Source organism: Acinetobacter sp. ANC 4973, from assembly GCF_002135275.1.
GTDB lineage: Bacteria > Pseudomonadota > Gammaproteobacteria > Pseudomonadales > Moraxellaceae > Acinetobacter > Acinetobacter kyonggiensis.
In genome coordinates, this window is the sequence record NZ_NEGM01000009.1 from 97714 (window position 1) to 120289 (window position 22576).

The 22576-nt window shown below is 39.5% G+C and carries 19 protein-coding genes, 1 pseudogene and 1 riboswitch; of the genes and pseudogenes, 7 read left to right on the top strand and 13 right to left on the bottom strand.

What is annotated here, in order from left to right:
- Nucleotides 1-7 precede the first annotated feature (7 nt).
- Entirely contained in the window at nt 8-457 is a 450-nt protein-coding gene (locus B9T30_RS12175; RefSeq protein WP_086185226.1) for a hypothetical protein, read from the bottom strand.
- A 183-nt stretch (nt 458-640) separates the two neighbouring features.
- Between B9T30_RS12175 and B9T30_RS12180 the strand changes: the two genes are divergently transcribed.
- Entirely contained in the window at nt 641-1171 is a 531-nt protein-coding gene (locus B9T30_RS12180) for an RcnB family protein (RefSeq protein ID WP_086185227.1), read from the top strand.
- 136 nt (nt 1172-1307) lie between these two features.
- Here the strand turns inward: B9T30_RS12180 and B9T30_RS12185 are convergent, their stop codons facing one another.
- Entirely contained in the window at nt 1308-1805 is a 498-nt protein-coding gene (locus B9T30_RS12185; RefSeq protein ID WP_086185228.1) for a phosphate-starvation-inducible protein PsiE, read from the bottom strand.
- Nucleotides 1806-2051: 246 nt separating this feature from the next.
- On the opposite strand from B9T30_RS12185, the gene B9T30_RS12190 reads away from it, so the two are divergent.
- The gene (locus B9T30_RS12190; RefSeq protein WP_086185229.1) at nt 2052-2678 is read left to right on the top strand and encodes an FMN-binding negative transcriptional regulator; all 627 of its coding nucleotides are present in this window, start codon (nt 2052-2054) and stop codon (nt 2676-2678) included.
- A 63-nt stretch (nt 2679-2741) separates the two neighbouring features.
- On the opposite strand, the gene B9T30_RS12195 is transcribed toward B9T30_RS12190, so the two are convergent.
- The 3 genes from B9T30_RS12195 to B9T30_RS12205 form a co-directional block, all read right to left on the bottom strand.
- Nucleotides 2742-4523 carry an acyl-CoA dehydrogenase C-terminal domain-containing protein gene (locus B9T30_RS12195; protein ID WP_086185230.1) on the bottom strand — a complete coding sequence of 594 codons (1782 nt, stop codon included), beginning with the start codon at nt 4521-4523 and terminating at the stop codon, nt 2742-2744.
- A 180-nt stretch (nt 4524-4703) separates the two neighbouring features.
- Entirely contained in the window at nt 4704-6506 is a 1803-nt protein-coding gene (locus B9T30_RS12200; RefSeq protein WP_086185231.1) for an acyl-CoA dehydrogenase C-terminal domain-containing protein, read from the bottom strand.
- A 297-nt stretch (nt 6507-6803) separates the two neighbouring features.
- Entirely contained in the window at nt 6804-7439 is a 636-nt protein-coding gene (locus tag B9T30_RS12205; protein WP_086185232.1) for a hypothetical protein, read from the bottom strand.
- Nucleotides 7440-7577: 138 nt separating this feature from the next.
- On the opposite strand from B9T30_RS12205, the gene baeS reads away from it, so the two are divergent.
- The 3 genes from baeS (at nt 7578) to B9T30_RS12220 (ending at nt 11522) form a co-directional block, all read left to right on the top strand.
- Nucleotides 7578-9239, top strand: coding sequence for a sensor histidine kinase efflux regulator BaeS (baeS, locus tag B9T30_RS12210; protein WP_086185233.1), 1662 nt, complete (start codon nt 7578-7580; stop codon nt 9237-9239).
- Between the two features lie 12 nt (nt 9240-9251).
- Nucleotides 9252-9938, top strand: coding sequence for a response regulator (locus B9T30_RS12215; protein WP_086166147.1), 687 nt, complete (start codon nt 9252-9254; stop codon nt 9936-9938).
- Between the two features lie 228 nt (nt 9939-10166).
- Nucleotides 10167-11522, top strand: a complete 1356-nt coding sequence (locus B9T30_RS12220) for an amino acid permease (protein WP_086185234.1) — start codon at nt 10167-10169, stop codon at nt 11520-11522.
- A gap of 379 nt (nt 11523-11901) precedes the next feature.
- Here the strand turns inward: B9T30_RS12220 and B9T30_RS12225 are convergent, their stop codons facing one another.
- From B9T30_RS12225 to B9T30_RS12260, 8 genes and pseudogenes are all read right to left on the bottom strand, one after another.
- A complete protein-coding gene (locus B9T30_RS12225) occupies nt 11902-12276 on the bottom strand; it encodes an MmcQ/YjbR family DNA-binding protein (RefSeq protein WP_086185235.1) in 375 nt (124 codons plus the stop codon).
- Between the two features lie 60 nt (nt 12277-12336).
- Nucleotides 12337-12939 carry a L,D-transpeptidase family protein gene (locus tag B9T30_RS12230; protein WP_086185254.1) on the bottom strand — a complete coding sequence of 201 codons (603 nt, stop codon included), beginning with the start codon at nt 12937-12939 and terminating at the stop codon, nt 12337-12339.
- Nucleotides 12940-13030: 91 nt separating this feature from the next.
- Entirely contained in the window at nt 13031-14473 is a 1443-nt protein-coding gene (locus B9T30_RS12235) for a protein adenylyltransferase SelO (RefSeq protein WP_086185236.1), read from the bottom strand.
- Between the two features lie 64 nt (nt 14474-14537).
- Nucleotides 14538-14898 (bottom strand): annotated as a pseudogene (locus B9T30_RS12240) (DHCW motif cupin fold protein).
- Between the two features lie 77 nt (nt 14899-14975).
- Nucleotides 14976-16142 (bottom strand): acyl-CoA desaturase, encoded by a 1167-nt coding sequence (locus B9T30_RS12245; protein WP_086185237.1) that lies wholly within the window; start codon nt 16140-16142, stop codon nt 14976-14978.
- Between the two features lie 389 nt (nt 16143-16531).
- Nucleotides 16532-17248: a glycerophosphodiester phosphodiesterase gene (locus B9T30_RS12250; RefSeq protein WP_086185238.1), complete on the bottom strand. Its 717-nt coding sequence runs from the start codon at nt 17246-17248 to the stop codon at nt 16532-16534.
- A 268-nt stretch (nt 17249-17516) separates the two neighbouring features.
- Nucleotides 17517-18095 carry a cob(I)yrinic acid a,c-diamide adenosyltransferase gene (locus B9T30_RS12255; RefSeq protein WP_086185239.1) on the bottom strand — a complete coding sequence of 193 codons (579 nt, stop codon included), beginning with the start codon at nt 18093-18095 and terminating at the stop codon, nt 17517-17519.
- A 104-nt stretch (nt 18096-18199) separates the two neighbouring features.
- Complete coding sequence (locus B9T30_RS12260) at nt 18200-20044, bottom strand: TonB-dependent receptor plug domain-containing protein (protein WP_086185240.1); 1845 nt, start codon at nt 20042-20044, stop codon at nt 18200-18202.
- Between the two features lie 37 nt (nt 20045-20081).
- A riboswitch (cobalamin riboswitch) is annotated at nt 20082-20296 on the bottom strand.
- Nucleotides 20297-20452: 156 nt separating this feature from the next.
- Here B9T30_RS12260 and B9T30_RS12265 point away from each other — a divergent pair.
- Both B9T30_RS12265 and trpB read left to right on the top strand, forming a co-directional pair.
- Entirely contained in the window at nt 20453-21094 is a 642-nt protein-coding gene (locus B9T30_RS12265; RefSeq protein WP_086185241.1) for a phosphoribosylanthranilate isomerase, read from the top strand.
- Complete coding sequence (gene trpB / locus B9T30_RS12270) at nt 21078-22304, top strand: tryptophan synthase subunit beta (protein WP_086185242.1); 1227 nt, start codon at nt 21078-21080, stop codon at nt 22302-22304. Before B9T30_RS12265 ends, trpB begins: the two co-directional genes overlap by 17 nt.
- Nucleotides 22305-22576: the final 272 nt, after the last annotated feature.

Genomic DNA, 22576 nt, shown 5'->3' on the forward strand with positions numbered 1-22576 from the left:
CAAAATATTATTGTGGATTGGGTGGAACTAACTTATCCAAATCGGCATCTTTTATTTTATCCAGTTCAGCTAAATCCGTTTTAATTTTCCACTGGCTTTCATCTTCAACGGGTTGTGGTAAACGTGCTTCTAGCCAATCGCACACCACATCGGGTGGAAAGTCAGGATGATTACATTGAATCACCCAAGCTAAAAAGTCTTTTGCTTCACCATTCATATAAGGGGGCGGTGAAACAGGTAGGAACTGCGTTGGCAGGCGTTCATTCTTTGAAATGTAATTCAGCACATGTCCCAATTCTTGCACGGTTTGCCATGCCAGAGGGTGCTCTACATTAATTTGAAATTTAAACCACCATGCATGTTGACCATCTGAACCATAAGCATCAATCAATGCTTCTTGTATACTCGGCACTTTACAAAAGAATTGATGTAGGCGGTCAAAACTTAAATCAGACACTCTGCTTGATCCAGTAACAAAAAAGAATATCTTAGCATAAACATCGGGCATGCTTAGTTGCATGAACGCATGAAATGATTCAAATATTTGGTTTACAAAACGTTGCATTAGATGGTTTTTTATCCATTCTTTATCCTAAACTAGAGATTAGAATGGTTGTATCAACGATATTGGGAGTCTCTGATGAAAGTAGCAATTCTTTATGCTCTGGGTGGCATGGTGCTTCTTGGGGCTTCAGCAATGACTCAAGCGGAAAACCGTTGGTCAAATTATCAAGGTGTCGATACCAGCAAACATCAACATCGACCGAGCTATCCGCAAAATAATTATCCATCAAATGACTATACTTCAAGTCGACCTAATTTTTCCTTGCATCAACCGAATTATCCACAAAATAACTATCCACCAAATAGTTACCCACAACATCGACCTCATTATCCGAGTCGCCCAACACCGTCTTATCCAGCATATCCGCCACATGGTGGCTATCCAGCAATACAAAATGGGGTGAGTATTCAATACCATGCCCCAACGACCATTACGCAGAACTCACAAAGTTATAGCTGGGTGAATGGTGATCCGAATACAGCCCGAATTGAAAGTTCAAACTCGGTTTTAATTACCGATTGGCGCCGTTTAGGTTTACCCGCACCGCCTACAGGAATGTATTGGATTTATGAACATGGTCGCTATGTGTTGGTGCCGAATCGATAATCAAAAAATATTTTTTAGCACGGTGTTTGAATAATTTTTTTTTCTTAATCCTCTTTTGTACTTAGTTTAAAACAATATTTTAAACTTTATTCAATCCCCCTTATAGCTAAAGGAGGATTGAATAAACATGATGTCTTTAAGCCAATTCATCATCTTGTGGACGAGGTGTTTTACCTTCAGGTAGCGGCTTTTCACTGTGCTTGTCACGAATTACAGAGGGATAATTCCAAGATGCAAACCGTACAATCCAAATTGAAAAAGCCAAAATCAGAATAGAACCTGTGATAATGATCAGATCCAAATCTGCTTTATGGTCATGCTGAATGTCGGAAATGAGCAGGCGAGTTAATGCTGTAATTGCAACATAAATTAGAAAGCGCACTGGCATATGGTTGGTTTTAAAATAAATTCCGACCATTGCCCCCAATTCTAAATAGATAAATAACAATAAAATATCATCAATGGTTGCATATTGTTTGACGGTTAAAATATCAATCACGGTATGTACCGCAGACCATGCCACCATGCAGCCAATAATAAACAGCGCGACATAGTGAAAGGTTTCAACAGCTAAATTGCCTAATTTATCGAGGAGGGCTTCAATTTTTTCAACTTTGGGATTTCGTTCAGACATTTTTTCCTCCTTACTTTTATAAAAACTAAGATGTATTAAATAGCATGCAAATTTCATGCACATGAAAGATAAATCAAAAATTATTGATTCTATTTTCTATGTGAATAAGAGGGCTGTAGCTCATGCTTTATCGCTGTTGGCTTAGTCTAGTCGCAGATAAAGACCAATAGAGAATAGTATTTTACAATGACTCATGTGCAGTATTGATTTTAGAATTTAGCGATATTGATTTTTTGAGTATAATAAATGTATTTACCTACGCATTTTAAACAGGAAAATCTTCCTGAACTTTTCGACTTAATTGAACAACATTCATTGGCGAGTGTGATTGTCACCCATGATGGAAAAATCGAGGCGAATCATATTCCACTCGAATTAGATTCAACACAAGGCGAGTTGGGTGTACTCAAAGGACATATTGCAAAAGAAAATCCCTTGTTTGAAATGTTAGATCAGCCCTTATCTGTATATGTGATTTTTCAGGCAGAGCAGGCTTATATTTCTCCGAATGGGTATGCGGGTAAACATGAGCATCATCGCGTTGTTCCGACTTGGAATTATCGTGTGGTGCATGTCACAGGAAGCATCCAAAAAATAGAAGACCAGAAATATTTACGTGGAATATTGGCGCGTTTAACGCGTACTCATGAATCATCACAGGATATTCCTTGGAAAATGGGGGATGCACCACATGATTTTATTGAAGAGCAACTTGAGAAAATTGTGGCAATCGAAATTGAAATTTCTTCAATTATTGGAAAATTTAAGGTTAGTCAGAATCGTTCAAAAGTAGATGCTGAAAATGTCGCACATGCTTTAGAAAAACATCATCCTGAAATGTCTGAGACAATTCGAAAATATCATCCAAAATAAAAAAGATCATCCAAAATAAAAACGCCTGACAAAGCAGGCGTTTTTAAAGCTTAGTTCAGAAAATTAAGCCTGAGTCGTAAAGTAGTCTTCGCTAAAGTTCATAATCACTTCTGAACCTGCTTTTACTTTGGTAATACGAAGTTCAAGCTCTGGCAAAATGCGTTGTACGAAGTATTGCGCCAGTGCCAATTTATTTTGATAAAACTCGCCATCTTTCGCTTTTGCTGCATTGGCAATTTTTGCGAACATATACGAGAAGCTTAAAAGACCCACTGCATGCAGGTAATCAACCGCCGCAGAGTTCGGGAATTCGATATTTTCACTTGCAGCTTCAATTACATATTGCGTCACGGCTTCAATTTCAGTTGCAGCATCTAATGTTGCATCTTTAATGAAGTTTAACTCAGCGTCTAAACCATTGGCAAAGTCACGAATTTCAGAAATATATTCTGCAATGAATAAACCGTTGCATTTAATGGTTTTACGACCAATAAAATCTTGCGATTGAACACCATTAGTGCCTTCGTAAATTTGTGCAATACGTAAATCACGTACGCATTGTTCCATACCCCATTCACGGATATAACCATGACCGCCAAACACCATTTGCGAATCAATGACTGCATTAAAAGCAGTATCGGTTAAATAGGCTTTTGCAATTGGAGTTAGTAAAGCTACGCGGTTATTTGCCGCTTTAATTGCTTCTGGATCGGTTGAGAATTTAGTGATATCCAGTTGCTGACCCACGTAAACTGCAAATGCGCGAGATGCTTCATTATTGGCACGTGCATTGAGTAACATACGACGAACATCACCGTGAACTAAAATGCTGTCCGCAGGTTTAGCAGGCGATTGAACGCCAGAAGCGCTACGACCTTGTAAACGGTCAGTCGCGTATTGTGCTGCATTTTGGTAAGCATATTCAGAAGCACCAAGACCTTGAATACCCATCGATAAACGTTCGTAGTTCATCATCACGAACATTGCTGCTAAGCCTTCATTTTCTTTACCAACAAGGTAGCCTTTAGCAGCATCAAAGTTCATCACGCAAGTTGCAGATGCTTTAATCCCCATTTTGTGTTCAATTGAACCTGGGCCTGCTGTATTGCGCTCACCTAATGAACCGTCAGCATTGACCATGAATTTCGGCACGATAAACAATGAAATACCGCGTGAACCAGCAGGTGCATTCGGTGTTTTTGCTAAAACAAGATGAATGATGTTTTCAGAAAGGTCGTGGTCACCACCGGTAATAAAGATTTTAGTCCCTGTAATGTTGTACGTACCATCTGCATTCGGTTCAGCTTTGGTTTTAATAATACCCAAATCCGTCCCTGCATGTGGCTCTGTTAAGCACATGGTACCTGACCATTCACCTGTATACATTTTAGGTAAATAAGTTTCTTTTTGCTCTTGTGATGCATAGCTGTTTAACGCCATACCTGCACCCACAGAAAGAAGCGGGTAGAGCATAAATGATGGATTGGTTGCAAATAACATTTCATCAGAAAGAACAGTCAGCATTTTTGGCATTGCCTGACCGCCCCATTCTTCGTCAGCGCCCAAACCAATCCAGCCACCTTCAGCATATTGTTTGAATGCTTCTTTAAAGCCAGCAGGAGTCGTCACATTGCCATTGCTAAATGTTGCACCTTCTTCATCACCGGTACGGTTGATGGGTAAAGTCACGTTTTGCGCAAATTTAGCCATTTCTTCAAGAATAGCTTCTGCCGTCGCAGCATCAATATATGCAAGATTTTCATTGGCTTGCCAGAATTGCTCTGCATTGAATACATCATTAAGGATGAATTTCATATCTGCAAGTGGCGCATTATAGATTGGCATGATTCGGACACCTGTTTTTGTTTAAATTTTGGTATTAGTCAGTCTAAGCAAGGTATTTCGAGCATGTTAGACGACTAAGGGGTAACATTTATGTGTATTTATAAAGAAAAAGGACCGCCAAAGCTATGACCGTCCTTTCTCTTTTTTGTACTCATGAGTACAGTTTTTTACAATGTTTTATTAGAAAGCGAAATGTTCAGCATCTAAAGACATCAATGGTTCTAAACCACCAGCAATCACGTCAACGTGTGAGCGAACGCGTGGTAGGATTTTCTTGAAGTAGAAACGTGCAGTAGTCACTTTCGCGTTATAGAAGTCAACGTCAGTCGTACCCGCAGCTAGTGTTTCTTGGGCAACCAGTGCCATACGCGCCCACAGGTAAGCAAGAGTTACATAACCAGAGAAGTACAGGAAGTCTACTGCAGCAGCACCCACTTCATCTGGGTTTTGCATTGCACGCATACCAATCTGCATAGTCAAATCACCCCACTCTTTATTTAGAGCAGCAAGGGGTTCAACAAACTCTTTCATTCCTGCATTGTCTTTGTTTGCGTCGCAGAATTTGTGAATAATCTTAGTGAAGTCTTTCAACATTGCACCTTGAGTACCCAACACTTTACGACCTAACAAATCAAGTGCTTGAATTTCAGTTGTACCTTCGTACAAGCAAGCAATACGTGTATCACGTACGATTTGTTCCATGCCATGCTCTGAAATAAAGCCGTGACCACCGAACACTTGAACACCGTGCTTCGCAGATTCTGAACCTGTTTCAGTTAAGAATGCTTTTGCAATTGGTGTAAGTAGTGACAAAATGTTGTCAGAAGATTTACGCTCTTCTTCTGTTGCACCTTGCTCAACCACGTCCGCATGTAGAGACAATAAGTAAACCAGTGCACGACCACCTTCAGCAAAAGATTTTTGCGTTAAAAGCATGTTACGTACAGCAGGGTGAACAATAATTGGATCTGCTTCTTTTTCTGGCGCTTTTACACCTGAAAGTGAACGCATTGCCAAACGGTCTTTCGCATAAGTAAGTGCACCTTGGAATGAACCTTCAGATGCAGATAAACCTTGAATTGCAGTACCAATACGTGCTGTGTTCATGAAGGTGAACATGCAGTTTAAGCCGCGGTTTTCAGGTCCAATCAAGAAACCTTTTGCGTTGTCAAAGTTGATCACGCAGGTTGAGTTACCATGGATACCCATTTTGTGTTCGATTGAACCACAACGAACTGCGTTACGCTCGCCCACAGAACCATCTGCGTTTAAGTTGAACTTCGGTACGATGAATAAAGAAATACCTTTAGTGCCTTTTGGCGCGCCAGGAAGACGTGCAAGAACAATGTGTACAATGTTCTCAGCCATGTCATGTTCACCCGCTGAGATAAAGATTTTCTCACCAGTGATTGCATAGCTACCGTCAGCTTGTGGCTCAGCTTTAGAACGGATAATACCCAAGTCAGAACCAGCGTGTGATTCTGTTAAGCACATCGTGCCTGTCCAAACACCTGAAACAAGGTTTGGTAAGTAAGCATCTTTTTGTTCAGCTGAACCGTGGTGTTCTAAAGTACGAACTGCACCGTGAGAAAGACCTGGGTACATACCCCATGCCCAGTTCGCAGTACCGACCATTTCTGAAATCACGTTACCTAAAGAAACAGGTAAAGCTTGACCGCCGTATTGCTCTTCAGCAGAAAGAGAAGGGAAGCCAAGTTCGATGTATTTTTGATACGCTTCTTTAAAGCCTGTTGGTGTTGTTACAACGCCATCATTCCAAGTACAACCTTCGCGGTCGCCGCTTTGGTTGATTGGAGACAATTCGTTTTCACAGAAATCAGCAGCAGCTTCTAAATATTGGTCAACCAATTCACGGCTTACGGTTTCCTGAAATGCAGGCAATTTAGAATAGTGTTCTTCTGCATTCAATAGCTCATGCAGTACGAATTGCATATCACGTAAGGGCGCTTTGTATTGTGGCATATCGGTTTCCTCAATACTGGTTTAACCAGCTTATAATCCTAATAAACATTTGGAACGTGCCTTCTATGACACGTATTTCTATGGCTCAATCGTGCAACATCTTCCCGCTTGGTACAAGCTTTTCCATGCCTTTTCTTGGTGACTGTAAAGTCAAAGATTTTTCGCTTGAAATTGCTAAGTATGTTGAGTGTAAATGCTTTTATCCTTTATTCGATGTTATAAATAGTCAAATACGTAAATTTTTATGTCCAATAAAAAAGGCGCATAAATGCGCCTTTTAAAATTTGGTAGAGATATTTATAGAGCTGATTTCACTGGAGCGACAACAGGGGCTTTAGGTTGGAAGTGAATTTCACATTGACCATTGATGGTTTGCACACCGACTTTGATCTGAATCGCTTTGCCGTGTGTTTGACCTTGACACGCTTTAGCAATTGCTTGTTGTATTGCTTGGCGTTCAGCTAAGCGTTGATCAAATTGCTGCGTTAATTCAGCACGTCGAGCATCTGTTAAAGGCTGGTCATGCTGCATATGCATACCCTCACGCATTTCACCGCGCATTGGACGATGCTCATCTTTCATGGAGCGCTGCTCACCACGCATTTTTTTACCAGTTTTATGCTCTGGTTTAAATGTCATGGTGCAAGTACCCTCAAGGGTCTTTTCACCGGCTTGAATTTGTACTGCTGTACCTGCTGCTTTGCTCTCACAGGCTTTTTGAATTTTTTCAAATACTTGTTTACGTTCATGACGTGCTAGTTGGAACTGTTCACGTTGTTCAGTTGTCATTTTCCGTTCATGCTGAGGATGATGATCTTTCATCATGCGAGCATGGTCGTTATCTTTAATACTATTGCTTGATTGGCAGGCTGTTAAAGCCCCTAGACTAAGAATACTTGTACCCACTAAAGCAATTTTTATCATGGAATTCATTGTTTTTAGCTCCAATGAAAAATAATGTAATTTTGATCAGTTAAAGAATAGATAATAATGATGAAGAAACAATGGAGAGTTTTTTAGGATGGTGTTGGTTACAATAATAAATTGAGAAGAAATTTTGAGATTTTGCATTTGAAAATTCGTCGTGTTCCTATTGCTTTACGCCTATTTTTGACCGTATTACTTACAACCTTAGTAATTACGACGGTGAGTCTTGGTGTCTTGCATTGGACCATGCAAAAAAACTTTGCCCGCTATGTGGCAGATGTTGAAATGCAAAAACTCGACCATGTCATCAGTAATTTGGCAGGGGTTTATACGGTTTATCATGACTGGGGCAATGCCATTCAAGCACAAATTCTTCAAATTGAAGGCAAGGCAGCACCTGATGATTATGATCGTCTATCGCGTTGGTGGTTACGCCGTCAGTATGATATTGCTTTGCAGCAGCGTTATTTTCAGGACAACTCCCTAATGAATGTTTCGCCTAATTTAGATAAGGCTGGACAGCATAAACCAATATTAAATGAAGAAGAGCTCAAGATGATTGAGTTGAATTTGCCTTCAGAATACCAACCTTTTGAAGGGCTTCAATTTCCATTAAGTGCCAATGAAAACACATTTCGACCTGCTCAAAAAAATGCAGCAACGCAAGCAGATTCGACCCACAATCAAAGCAAAAAAAAGCAGTTTATTTCGATGCCTGATCGTTTGGGTCTAAGTTCTCGATTATCCTTATATGATGCCAATCAGCAGTTTGTGGTGGGTGAGCCATCAGATATTCCAGTGTCTTATCGGCCTATTATGGTGAATGATAAAATTGTCGGTTATTTAGGCTTAAAACCCGTACTGGATAAAGATGATGCCTTAAGTATTAATTTCTTTAGCAATCAGAAACGCTATTTGTTGCTGATTTATGGCTTAACTTTTTTAAGTAGTTTAATTGCCGCATTATTGCTGGCGACCTATTTTAAAAAGCCGATTCAACGGCTGTTAAATGCAACACGTGAATTGACCAAAGGGCATTATCAGCATCAGGTAAAAATTAATCGCAATGATGAATTGGGTGATTTATCTACTGAAATTAACCAATTGGCGGTCATTTTAGATCAGCATGAACGTTCACGTCGTCAGTGGGTGGCAGATACTTCACATGAGTTAAAAACACCATTGGCAGTGCTGCAAGCTCAGATTGAAGCAATGCAGGATGGTATTCGAAAGCCAACCCCAGAACATTTTGAAGCGATGTTGCGTCAAGTCACCAGTTTGAAAAAATTGACGCAAGACCTAGCCGACTTAGCTCAAGCCGAAGCCCAGCAATTGACTTGTTATTTGGCGGAAGTTAATCCTTGGAATGTGGTGCTACAAGAAGTTGAAAACTTTAAGCCTAAATTTTCCCAAGCCAATTTATCTGTTGCAGTACAAGGTGAAGGTGCGAATTTACAATTAGATATAGATCGTTTTAAACAAATTATGGTCAACTTACTGGGCAACAGTATTCGTTATACCGAAGCAGGCGGTGAGGTACATGTGCATACCGAGCAATCGGCAACACATTGGAGCGTGATTGTCGATGATAGTCCATTTGGCTTAACGGATGAACAGTTGGCACGTTTAGGCGAGCGTTTCTATCGCGTCGATGATTCACGTACCCGCAGTACAGGCGGTACAGGTTTAGGGTTGGCATTATCTGGTAAAATTGCGCAGGCATTGGGTGGGAAATTGAGTTTTGAACATTCGCCACTGGGTGGTTTGCGTTGCAAACTGACTTTTCCAAAACAGTTAAACTCATAAGGAATAAGATTCATGAAACATGTCATGCTGGTTGAAGATGAAGTTGAACTTGCACAATTGGTGCGAGACTATTTAGAAGCAGCAGGCTTTGAAGTCAGTATGTTTCATGATGGTCAGGAAGCCTATGATAGCTTTACGCAGCGTAAACCTAGCTTAATGATTTTGGATTTGATGGTGCCACGCATGGATGGTTTAACCATTTGTCGTAAGGTGCGTGAACAGTCTGATTTACCGATTATTATGGTTACTGCACGCACTGAAGAAATTGACCGCGTATTGGGTTTAAACATGGGTGCGGATGATTACATTTGCAAACCATTTAGTCCGAAAGAATTGGTGGCTCGTGTACAAGCGGTCTTACGTCGTTTGGATCGTCAAGCTGAGCCTGAGCAAAATAACTTGTTCCGTATGGATAAAGCGCAACAACGTATTTGGTATCAACAAAAAACCTTGAATTTAACGCCCACTGAATTTCGTTTGCTTGAGTTGTTCTTAGAGCATGTCGGGCAAGTCTATTCACGTGCACAGTTACTCGATCATATTAATCCAGACAGTTTTGATGTGGCGGATCGTGTTATTGATAGTCATATTAAAAATCTACGCCGTAAAATTTCGGATGCAGCTGAAACAGGTAACCGTCATGAATGGATTCAAGCAGTCTATGGTGTGGGCTATCGTTTTGAATATCCTGAAGACTAATTTAGTTTTCTGATTTAAAAAAAGCGGATAAGCAAAAGTTTATCTGCTTTTTTTATAGATTTATTTTGTGGAAAAATATTTTTTCAGTACAGTTAAAATATAAGCCGCAAGGTTAAACATTCAACCAGTGAAATGCGGCTGAGCAATGGACGATTTTAAAGCACAAGACTGTGGTTGATCGCCTGTGCAAGCGGTACAATTCATTTTTTTATCAGATGAGCATGTGTTTTGAGCAGCGAGACGCCTAAACTTCAGCGCCGTTTAAAGAACCGCCATATCCAATTGATCGCCATGGGCGGTGCAATTGGTACAGGGCTGTTCTTAGGTTCAGCACATATTATTGAATCTGCTGGCCCATCTATTATTTTGGGTTATATGATTGGCGGTTTGATTGCATTTTTAATTATGCGTCAACTCGGTGAAATGATTGTGCATGAGCCAGTGACGGGTTCATTCAGCTACTTTGCCTTTAAATATTGGGGACGGTTTTCAGGCTTTTTAACGGGCTGGAACTACTGGGTGCTGTATATCTTAGTAGTGATGACTGAGCTGACCGCGATTGGTAAATATGTCAATTACTGGTGGCCGCATATTCCTGCGTGGGTCTCGGTGCTGGTGTTTTTTGTGGTGATTACACTGGCCAATTTGGCCAATGTCAAACTATATGCCGAGTCTGAGTTTTGGCTGTCGATGATTAAAGTTGTTGCGATTATCGCGATGATCATCTTCGGGGTTTACCTTTTGCTGACGGCTGATGTAGGTTCAACCGCATCCATCACTAATTTATGGGTACATGGCGGGTTTTTCCCACATGGCTTTGAAGGTCTATTTTATATGCTGGCCTTTATGATGTTTGCTTTTGGCGGTATTGAGCTGATCAGTATGGCTGCGGCAGAAACCGAAGATCCAGAAAAAAACATTCCGAAAGCTGTCAATCAAACTGTGATTCGGGTTTTCCTATTCTATATTTGCTCTTTAGCGATCCTTTTGTCTTTGGTGCCTTGGAATCAATTGGATTTGGGTGGGCTAGATAAAAGTCCATTCGTGCTTATTTTTAAGCAAATGGGTATTGATTGGGCGGCGCATTTACTGAATTTTATTATTCTGACTGCATCGGTTTCTGTTTGTAATAGTGGTATGTATGCCAATAGCCGCATGCTTTTAGGTTTAGCAGAACAGGGCAATGCTCCGCAAGTCTTTCAGCAAGTGAACCAGCACGGTACGCCAATAGCTGCTGTTTTATTTTCAGCATTATTGATTTTTGGCTGCGTGTTGTTAAATTACTTTTTGCCTGAAAAAGCACTCAGTTATCTGATTTATATTGTGGTCAGTGCTGCGGTTCTGAATTGGATGATGATCAGTTTGATCCATCTTAAATTTAGACAGAGTATGAAGAAGCAGGGCATTCAAACTAAGTTTCCAGCGTTGTTTGCACCGTTTAGCAATTATTTTGTTTTAGCTTTCATGCTGATGATTTTGTATATCATGTGGAATCAGGGCTTTATGCTTTCAGTATTGATGCTGCCTGTGTGGATTGTAGTATTGTTTGGTGTATTTAAGATGCTGAAGGCGAAGAAGACCTAAAGAGTAGGTAATGATTTAAAAAGGACTCAAGCATGAGTCCTTTTTTATTTGGTTGTTTTAATGTATGGGAGTTTTGTTCAATAGGATAATTTAACTATTGAATTTCGTATTTAATAAAGAATCTTATAAATTGTATTATGTGAATTCTAGAGAATATTAAATTTAGGACGCTATTTTAAAAGCTTTTTTATGATTCATCAATTTTTTACTAAGCTTTTACTTTCAGATTTTCTGTTTCAAACATGAGATAGATACAAAATGTCGAAAAGCTGTTCAGTAAATACAATATGTGTTCAAACTCATGATCTGCTTGATGAAGCGATAGCGTTGAGCTTTAGAAAATTAAAAGGGAAGAATTAAACTCTTCTTCATTCAATATTTATGTGATGACTCTAAGCGCGGCAATTCGCTGTCTTTGTACTTTATTCAGCTTTGATACTACTAGATCATAAGAACTCTGTACCAGATCAATCACTAAATCAGGATCTAAGTCTTCATTCTCATAAATTGAAATCCAATGTTGCTTATTCATATGCCAGCCTGTACGGATATAAGGATAAATATCACGTAACATCGTACCGTGGTCGGGAGTGACTTTTAAGTTAACCGCGGCTTTGCCTTCCAAATGAAAACTCAGCATAAAAATTTTATTCATGACTTTATAAACGTCACAGCCTTCTCCAAAAGGCTGACTGCAATTGGTTTCAGGGAAAGTAAGGGCAATTTTGGCTATATATTGATGCAATGCCGTCATAATTATTCTTCTTCAAAAAATGAAAATACCATGAGATAAATACATTATAAGTTAAATATATTATTGATGAATTTCAATCACTGTACCATTGTTCACTAATTGCCAAATTTCATCCATATCAATATTACGTACAGCAATACATCCCCAAGTCCAATCTTTTTGAGGTAAATAACTCATCAAGTTTGGCAACGCTTTTACTTGTTTGGTCGTTGCAGAACCATGAATCATAATATCTCCACCTGTGGAAACACCAAGCTGTTGCGCATTTTGTTGATCTTTAGCATTTGGGTATGAAACGTGAAGCGATTTATAAAAAGCACTCTTAGGATTTCGCCAGTCAATTACATACTGGCCTTCAGGCGTTTTGCCGTCACCTTCTTGAATTTTATGTCCTGTAGGAGCGAAGCCAAGTCGCATTGGATAGCTTCGAATAACTTGATCTTGATGTAATAATTTGACCAATCGTGCTGCCTTGTAAACATGGATACTGCTAATCGGCGTTTGCTTACGGATATGAGTGATTTCTATATCAGACAATGTATTGGGAAATTGAACTTGGTTGGATAGGGTTGGAATAAATTTTTGATATTTTAAATAAAGACCAGTACCAGTCATGATAATTAGAATAATAAACGTCAGTGCCAGAATGTATTTTTTATTCATTGTTGGTTCAAACATATTATTTGAACATAAAGTTCAATAATTAAAAGGGTTTGTGGATAAATTTTCATTTATCCACAATTTTATATTTTATTTAAGATGAACAACTCACCATCACTTCAGGTATATCACTTGGTAGTGGTGCTAAATCTGAAGTTTGTTCTAAAAGTTGTTGTTTTATGTATGGTGTATTGAATAGTTTAAATAAGCGATCGACTTCAGAGAAATCGTTGCTTTCCGCCAGTTCAATGGCCTTTTGTAGCATGTGGTTGCGTAAAGTGTATTGTGGATTCACTTTAAACATTTGCGCATCTAACTCATCGGTTGCTTGGTCTGCTCGAATGCTTTGATATTGGTTCAAAAATGTATCGAATTGACGGGTATCTAAGCAATCATCACGCAGGGCCGTGTAGCTCTTGTTTTGTAGACGGATAAAGCTGTCTGTGTAATCGAGTTGTTCTGCTTGCAGAATACGAAGAAAAGCCATGCTGCAATCAAAACTGTCTTTATGGAAGCTGGGTAGCCCCATTTTCTGGCATAGCCCAAGTGTGTAATGTTCTAAAAATGTAGCTTCAAAATGCTCTAAACATTGGGCTAAATCTTCTTTAAATTGTTGTTTGTTTTCAGCAGGGGCAAGCGGAATAAGATTATTGAGCCATGTCCATAAATTCCAGTGCCCAATACTCGGTTGTTGCTGGTAGGTATAACGTGCATTGTAGTCTGAATGGTTGTTAATCCAATTTGGACGGAAGCGTTCCATAAAACCATAAGGGCCAAAGTCTAGCGTAGAACCGGTGATATTGAGATTATCGGTATTCATCACGCCGTGGGCGAAACCGACCAATTGCCATTTTGCAATCATCACCGCGGTACGCTGAATGACTTTGGTGGCAAAGGCTAAAATGGGCTGCTCAGCATTAAGGCATTTAGGATAATGCCATTCAATACATTTCTGCACAAAGTCTGCGAGTAGCTCAGGCTGATATTGATTAATCCATTCAAAATGACCCAGACGAATATGGCAGTCTGAAGTACGCAGCATCATCGCGCCAAGTTCTAATTTTTCGCGTTGTACACCTTGCGCCGACGAGGTAAAGCCCACGGCATTACTCGAAGCTACGCCTAAGCTATTGAGTGCATGACCCGCTAAATATTCACGGATGACGGAACGTAATACTGCACGACCATCGCCCATACGTGAGTAGGGGGTCGAGCCTGCACCCTTTAAATGCAGGTCAATGGTTTGATTGTTTTTATCTAAAATTTGAGCAATCAGTAAGCCGCGTCCATCACCCAATTGTCCTGCCCATTGTCCAAATTGATGTCCTGCATAGACCATCGCAAGGGGTTTAAATTCAGCAAAGGTTTTCTGCCCACTACAGATTTCAACCCAAGCCGCTTGGTCTGCATCCGACCATTGTAATTGATCGGCAAGTGCTTGGTTAAAATGTCCTGCTTTTGCCCCTTTTAGCGGAACTGGCATTTGCTGATGAAAAAGCTTGGGATTGAGCAAAGGATAGCGGGGATTGAATTGCATAGTGGAAAATACTGAATGGGGTTTGATTCACTATACTTGATATAGATGCATGATTAAAACAGGATTAATCCACAATAAAGAGTTTTGCACCAGTAGCTGTGGATGAGCGGTGAGCTTCGGCATGATCTGCAACTTGATAACTCATACCAGTGGTTAATGTAAAGCTACGACTATCCTCAAGTTCAGTGTGTAATTCACCTTCAAGGCAGAATAAGATATGCCCCTTTAAGCACCATGAACAAAAATAAAGCGCTGCTTTATTTGTAGTGCAAGGCTAAATAACCTGCTGAATATTCCACAATACGCACCCGAATATTGTCAAACTGTTGCGTACGCCATAGGGCATGACCATGTTCACCTGCATGTCGTTCAGTTTTAATTTCTGTCCAATTGGTGATTCCAAATGGAATGTTATTTAAGTTCATTTTTTCCTTCTTTATATGATTTTAAGTGGCTGAGATAAAAGAAAAGCCCCAAGAAGGGGCTTTATCGGAACAGTATCTTATTCAGAAATAGGATTCTTTTTAACACTGCGCATCAGGATTTTTAACGTATTGCGGTGGTGTGCAAGACGCTGTTCAACCAATTGGAAATCCACTTTAAGTTTGTGATCCATTTGCTGAATTTTTTCAGCGACAGAGGCTTTCTTGGCTTGAATTTCTTGCTCTTTTAGCTTTGCCCAGTCATTTAATGTTTGGGTAAAAGCTTCATATTCCTGTGCAATACGGAGTTTTGCAGTGGCCATATCTTCATTGACATTGTGTCCATAAACAGCCAAATCTTGTTCAGCATATTTAAAGCGCATTGCCAATTCTGCTTTTTTAATATTAAAGCTTGGAATACGGCGTAAGTTTTTGGCTAAACCTAATTTTGAACACGACCAAATCAACCATTTCGTTGGATCGTACTGCCACCATTTCACACCATTACGGTAGTCATATTGGAAAATATGGTGATAGTTATGATAACCCTCACCCCAAGTTGCAATAGCTAACCAGAAGTTGTCACGTGCAGTATTTTCGTCAGTATAAGGACGTTTTCCCCACATGTGGCAAAGTGAATTAATGAAGAAGGTCACGTGATGGCTTAGGATTAGGCGAAGTAAACCACCCAATAATAATACGCCCCACATATCGCCAACTGCCCAACCAACCGTGGTAAGAATCACGACATGTACAGCAACAACAAGCGGAATGTAATATTTGTCTTGGAACATCACCACTTTGTCATTTAACAAATCTGGTGCATTTTTATAATTTGATTCTGCTGCTGGATAGTTACGAAGCATCCATCCAATGTGCGCATACCAAAAGCCATTATTAATTGAATATGGATCTTGTTCAATATCATCAACATGACGGTGATGCGTACGATGACCTGAAGCCCAGAACAAAATACTATTTTGAACGGCAAAAGTCCCCATAAGCATTAAAATGATTTTTAATGGTAAGGTCGCTTCATAGGCACGATGGGCCCATAAACGGTGATAACCCGCAGTAATCCCTAAACTACTTAAACCAAGTAGTACAAATAAGCTGATCCATGCGCCTAAGCTAAAATCATGATGATAAGCATATAAAGGGATAGCGATTACAGCCACAATTGGTAAAAGTACCAATGCAAACACTGCAATCCAGTTAATTGGGGCTTTGGGTAGGGGAGCATTCATCTCCAACAGCACTCCTAGAACCTTGTAAAGGTAAGGTATAAATGAATTTGTTAATTCAATACAGTTTATAGGGATTAAAACTTCGTCATATTAGCATGAGCGAATAAATATGCACTAGCATTATTCTACAGTTGTATTGTACTAAACAGTAACAGAATAATAAGTAGATTTGATTGATTTTATCGAAGACTAAGACCGCTTATTTAAAGATCGACGATAGGGTTTAAGAAATGATTTTGGAAGCATAAAGTAAGAGCTTGTTCTGTTTGGAGTTATCTTATTTACGCTTAGTATTGATTATGTTGAAATAGATTGTTTTGTGCGCATTTATTGTTATGAAATAAAGCACATTCATTGCAAAAAATTGACATCATTTGATTTGATTGATGTCATATGGATAAGTTTTCTAGCATCATTTTGGGAAAGTCAGTAATTAAACCATCAATGCCTAAATTTTGAAGATGTTTTGCACGCTCAATAGCATTGACTGTCCACACGCTAATGTTGAGTTGAGCTTTTTGTGTGGCTTGAATGATGTCATCTGTTGCCAGTTGATTCATCCAACCAATTTGACAGCAACCTAAGTTTAATGCCTGTTCAATGGCTTGTTCTTTAATATCATCTTCAACCAGTAAGCCTCGTTTAAAGATGGATTGTTGCTGTTGTAAGGCTTGATGGATTTTAAGGTCAAAACTGGTGATCACCGCAGTTTGCTCAAAACCTTTCAGTTGTTTTTGTAATTCGATAATTAATCTTTCAGCTTGTTGCAATGTTTCAACAGCTTTAACTTCGACTTCAAGGTGTTCAAAGTCTTGCATAATATTTAAGCTTTGAACTAAGGTTGGGGTGATTTGTTTTTCCCAATCCATCCAGATATTGGCTTGATTATAAGTGTTTAAATCTGCCTGAGTACATTCATAAAGATTTTTATCGATACCTGTGGTGCGGATAAAATTGTCATCGTGCATGATCACCAATTCACCATCTTTAAGCTGGCGAACGTCAAATTCAACGGCTCGAATGCCTAAGTCATGAATGTATTGAAAGCCTCCTAACGTATTTTCAGGGGCTTCACCACGTGCACCACGATGACCGATAATTTTCATAATAAATTCTGGTGGTATTTTGTGACTATATTAACGCTAAATATTGAACCTAGAACAGTTGAATATCTTTGTATTTTCTTATTTCGAATATTTTAATTAGACTTGATGGGTGAGAGAACACCTTATTTTTTAGGGATAAAAATTAACAAAAATCCTTTGTTAGACTACGGCACAAGAATGTACCGTCAGTCTAACGGACAGCATCCATGCTGCCATCGCGATAGTGATTTTGTTAGGTTATTTATATTCTGAATTTTAATTTAAAAATTTAAATCGTCTCATTAATATTTTTTTGCCACAGCACTTCACTACCACCTTCAGCGCGTTGCAACGTGCGTGAAGCAACAAATAACCAATCGGATAAACGATTTAATAATTGTAATGAAGTGGCTTGAATATTTTGGTCACGGCTATGTACAGTCATCAGACTACGTTCTGCACGGCGGCAGACTGAACGTGCTTGATGTGCATAGCTACAAGATAGTGTTCCCGCAGGTAAAATGAAGTCTTTGAGCATCGGTAAGGCTTCATTCATACGATCAATTTCATTTTCCAAAAATTCAACTGAAACAGGTAAGACCATATTGTAGTTGGGAATGCAGACTTCGCCACCAAGGTCAAATAACCAGTGTTGAATTAGGCTTAAAGATTTGTCCCAAGCGGCTTTATCTTCAATTGAACTGACTGTAATTTGGGCACGTAAAATACCAATACAAGAATTCAGTTCATCGACATCGCCTAAGGCAATAATACGTAAATCATCTTTAGCAACGCGTGAACCATCGCCAAGACCTGTTGTGCCTGAATCGCCTGTACGGGTGTAAATTTTGCTTAAACGGTGGCCCATAGTTTTTCCTAGAATTTTTAAAGTCATAAAAAAGGATAATGTCGGTCAGAACATTATCCATAAACTGCGCTGTTTTAAATGTATTTTTGAGGCTTTAAGTTAAATTAATAACGGAAAGTGACCCCAGCTGAAGCTAAGCGACCACCGTTGATGTAGTATTTTTCACCACTACTATGAACAGTCTTATATTTTACGTCACCGATATTTTCAATGTTCGTAAATAATTTAATACTTGGATTGACATTCCAATAAGCATTTAAATCAACACGTGCATAACCTGGAATATCACGGCTAAAGTCTTTTGCTTTAGATTTTGCAACTAATGTTGCACTGAGACCATAATCTACATTTTGTAGACCAGTAGAAAATGTCAATGATTGGCGTGGGCGACGAAGCAATTCAGTATTTTTCTTTTCATCTTCAGTTTTCACATAAGTGTAGCCTGTGTTAATGAAATATTGTTCATTTTGCCATTTCGCAGTTAACTCACCACCAGTCATTGATGCTTGGTTAATGTTTTGGTTTTGATATACAGGGAATGTTGTTACCCAGTTAGGGGCACAAGTGCTCACACAAATAGAATTGATTAGGTTATCAACTTCAGTATAAAAGGCAGACGCACCAATTAAAATATTGAGCGGCAATACTTGATCAATACCAACTTCATAAGAAATACTTTCTTCTGGTTTAAGCAGCTCATTACCACCAAAAGCATACAAGTCATTTAAAGTTGGTGATTTAAATGCAGAACCGATATTGGTATAGATACTTGTATTCGGAAGCAACAGGTAACGTACACCACCTTGAGCAACTGTATGTCTACCAAATTTTTCATTGTCTTCTACACGTACGCCGACTTGTGTTTGTAGGCGATCAGTTTCATATTGGTGTTGAATATAATAGCCTGTAGAGTCGATATCTTCATTAATCGCTTGAGTTTTTGCATCTGTATTACGATGAGTTACACCAAACAAAACATTTTGTGCAGATGTGAAATTCCATTTGCTATAAATTTCAGCTTCTTGAGTGGTACTGTGTACAAAGCCACTAGATGTTCTTTGATCTAAATTATCTTTAAATTGTGAAAGGCGTCCATTCACTTCAAGTGTTTGGATCGGGTTAATACGACCTTTTAAATTGATGATTTCATTTTCAAAATCTTGATTTGCCAAATTGCCGTTATTGTAATATTGGCTATTTCCTTCATTTTGACTATAGTCTATAGAAGCAGCATAAGCTTCTTTGTTTACACCAAGTTTTGCACTATAGCCTTTTTGATCATAACTATATTTGCGATTATCATTGATGTTAAATATAGATGTACCATCAGTTTCTAAGCGTTGACCACGAATTTGTGCATAAAAATCATTTTCTGCTAAATCAGCGCCAACAAGTGATTTATAGGTTTTATTTTCACCCATTTCACCTGTAATAAATGCACCATTTTTTTCAGGTGTTTTTGAAACGAATTGAATTACACCACCAATCGCATCTGTACCATATAAAACAGAGGCAGGGCCTTTAAGAATTTCAATTTGTTTAATATCAGTGGTATCTATAAATGGTACAGATGCTGCACCAGTTGTTGCCGTATTTAAACGTACACCATCACGTAACACTAGGGTTTGATTTGAGTTAGATCCTCTAAGGAAAATAGAGGTTTGTTGACCATAACCACCAGATTGAACAACATTAATACTTGGATCTGTTTTTAATAAATCTGGTAAAGCTGCTATTGGAGATTGTTCAAGAATCTTCGGCTCAATAATATTGATTCGAGCAGGAACCTCACTGATTTTTTGCTCAGAACGAGATGCGGTAACCACTAAAGTTTCTAAAGATGCATTAACAGAAGAATCGGTATTCGCTTGTGCAGAAGTTACAGTGGAGAAACCCATCGCAATAGCGATAGCGCCTACAAGCGCAGTAGGTTGAAAAAGAGTAGACATATTTTTACGCTCCATACACTCACCCCCCGTGAATGATTGAGTTAAAGGAGCAACAAGCAGGTTTCCGGACTAAAATGTAATATCAAAGCGTTGATATTTACATATCCACCTTCCCACACCTTCAGTGCAGTGGCGTCAATCTTGAAAAAGATTTCATTGATATGCTTTTCATTTTTACCGTTGCGGGGGCAGTGTCGGGTTTTCACCAACTTCCCTAAAGCGAATGCTTAGACTTGCTGCATTTTGCGCGCAGTATAAAGTTTGTATGTGAATTACACAATGTATGTAAATAATATTCGGGATGAACTTTACTCAAGCTTTTAAAATTGCATTACAATGATTCGTCCAAGATTTATATATAGCTTATACATTGGGCTTAAACAGAGCTAAAACCAGAGCCAAAACTGTATGCGAACGCGCGCCAAAATTTGCGGAATTACACGAATTCAAGATATTCAATCTGTTGTACAGGCAGGTGCCGATGCCATTGGATTTGTCTTTTATCCACCGAGTCCACGCAGTGTCACCCTTGAACAAGCCAAAGTGCTTGTAAAGCATGTGCCTGCTTATGTGCAAACGGTTGGCTTATTTGTCAATGCAACAGGTGATGAAATTGCACAAGTCTTGCAACAAGTACCCTTAGACATGATTCAATTTCATGGTGATGAAACACCTGAACAATGTCAGGTGATTGCACAACAAACGGGTCGTCGCTGGTATAAAGCCATTCAGGTTAAGCCCGATTTAAATGTTATAGACGTGATAAAAAGCTATCAACACGTCGGTGCGAGCGCAGTATTATTGGATGCTTGGCATCCTGAGCTTAAAGGCGGAACAGGGCACCAATTTGATTGGTCGCAGTTCCCGAAACTGGATATTCCTTTAATTTTGGCAGGCGGTTTAAACCCTGAAAATATTGAAGACGCTATAACGACGACTGGGGCTTACGCAGTCGATGTCAGCGGAGGCGTAGAGTCCGCAAAAGGTATTAAAGACCAACAACTTATAGAACGCTTTATGCAAGGAGTCCATTGTGGATCAGCAAAATAAGATTGACTATACCCAATTCCCTGACGCACAAGGGCATTTTGGTATTCATGGCGGGCGTTTTGTGTCAGAAACTTTAATGGCTGCATTACAGGATTTAGAAAAACTCTATTTCCGTATGAAAGATGATGCACAGTTTTTGGCAGAATTTGACCGTGATCTCGCGTATTACGTGGGTCGTCCTAGTCCGTTATATCATGCTGAGCGATGGTCGAAAGAGTTAGGTGGTGCGCAAATTTATTTAAAACGTGAAGACCTCAATCATACAGGTTCACATAAAATAAATAACACCATTGGTCAGGCGCTTCTTGCCAAACTTTCAGGTAAAAAACGGATTATTGCGGAAACAGGTGCGGGTCAACACGGTGTAGCAACGGCCACGATTGCCGCGCGTTTAGGTCTTGAATGCGTGGTGTTTATGGGCGCAGAAGACGTAAAACGTCAAGCCATGAACGTCTATCGTATGCGTTTACTCGGTGCAACAGTTGTACCCGTAGAAAGTGGTTCAAAAACATTGAAAGATGCCATGAACGAAGCGATGCGTGACTGGGTGACCAATGTTGATTCAACGTACTATGTGATTGGTACAGTTGCAGGGCCACATCCATATCCACAATTGGTTCGTGATTTCCAATCGATTATTGGTCGTGAAGCACGCAAGCAAATTCAAGAACAAGCAGGTCGCCTGCCTGATGCATTGGTTGCCTGTGTAGGTGGTGGTTCAAATGCAATGGGCTTGTTCTATCCATTTTTGAATGATTCTGATGTGAAAATGTATGGTGTTGAAGCCGCGGGTTATGGCATTGAAACAGGCAAACATTCTGCGCCATTAAATGCAGGTCACGTCGGTGTCTTACACGGTAACCGTACGTATTTAATGTCAGATGATCAAGGTCAGATCATTGAAACGCATTCGATTTCAGCTGGGCTGGATTATCCGGGTGTAGGTCCTGAACACAGTTTCTTAAAAGATATGCACCGTGTTGAATATGTACCCATCAATGACCAGGAAGCATTACAAGGCTTCCGTGATTTGACTCAAATTGAAGGGATTATTCCTGCGCTAGAAAGCTCACATGCCATGGCGTATGTGACGAAACTTGCGCCAACCATGTCAAAAGATCAAATTATTATTGCCACGGTTTCAGGTCGTGGTGATAAAGACTTGATGACTGTTGCGCGTATTGATGGCGTGGAAATGGTTGAGATGTAATTACTTCTTTGCAGCCTTCCCATTTGGGGGAGGTTTGGAGAGGGGGTTTAAAGAATCGTGTTGGGTAAAAGCTCAGCACGATTTTTTATTTACTTTAATGAAAATGGCTTAGGTAATTTAAAAGAGGGAAAATTTATAAATGCACTTCCTCATTTTAAGTGATGAATTGTGATTGGTTTGCGTAGGAAATATCTTACTTTTGTTTTGGCAAAAGTAAGCAAAACCATTTGTTTTACTGATGCTGCATCCTTGCAGCACAGTAAAACGGCGAC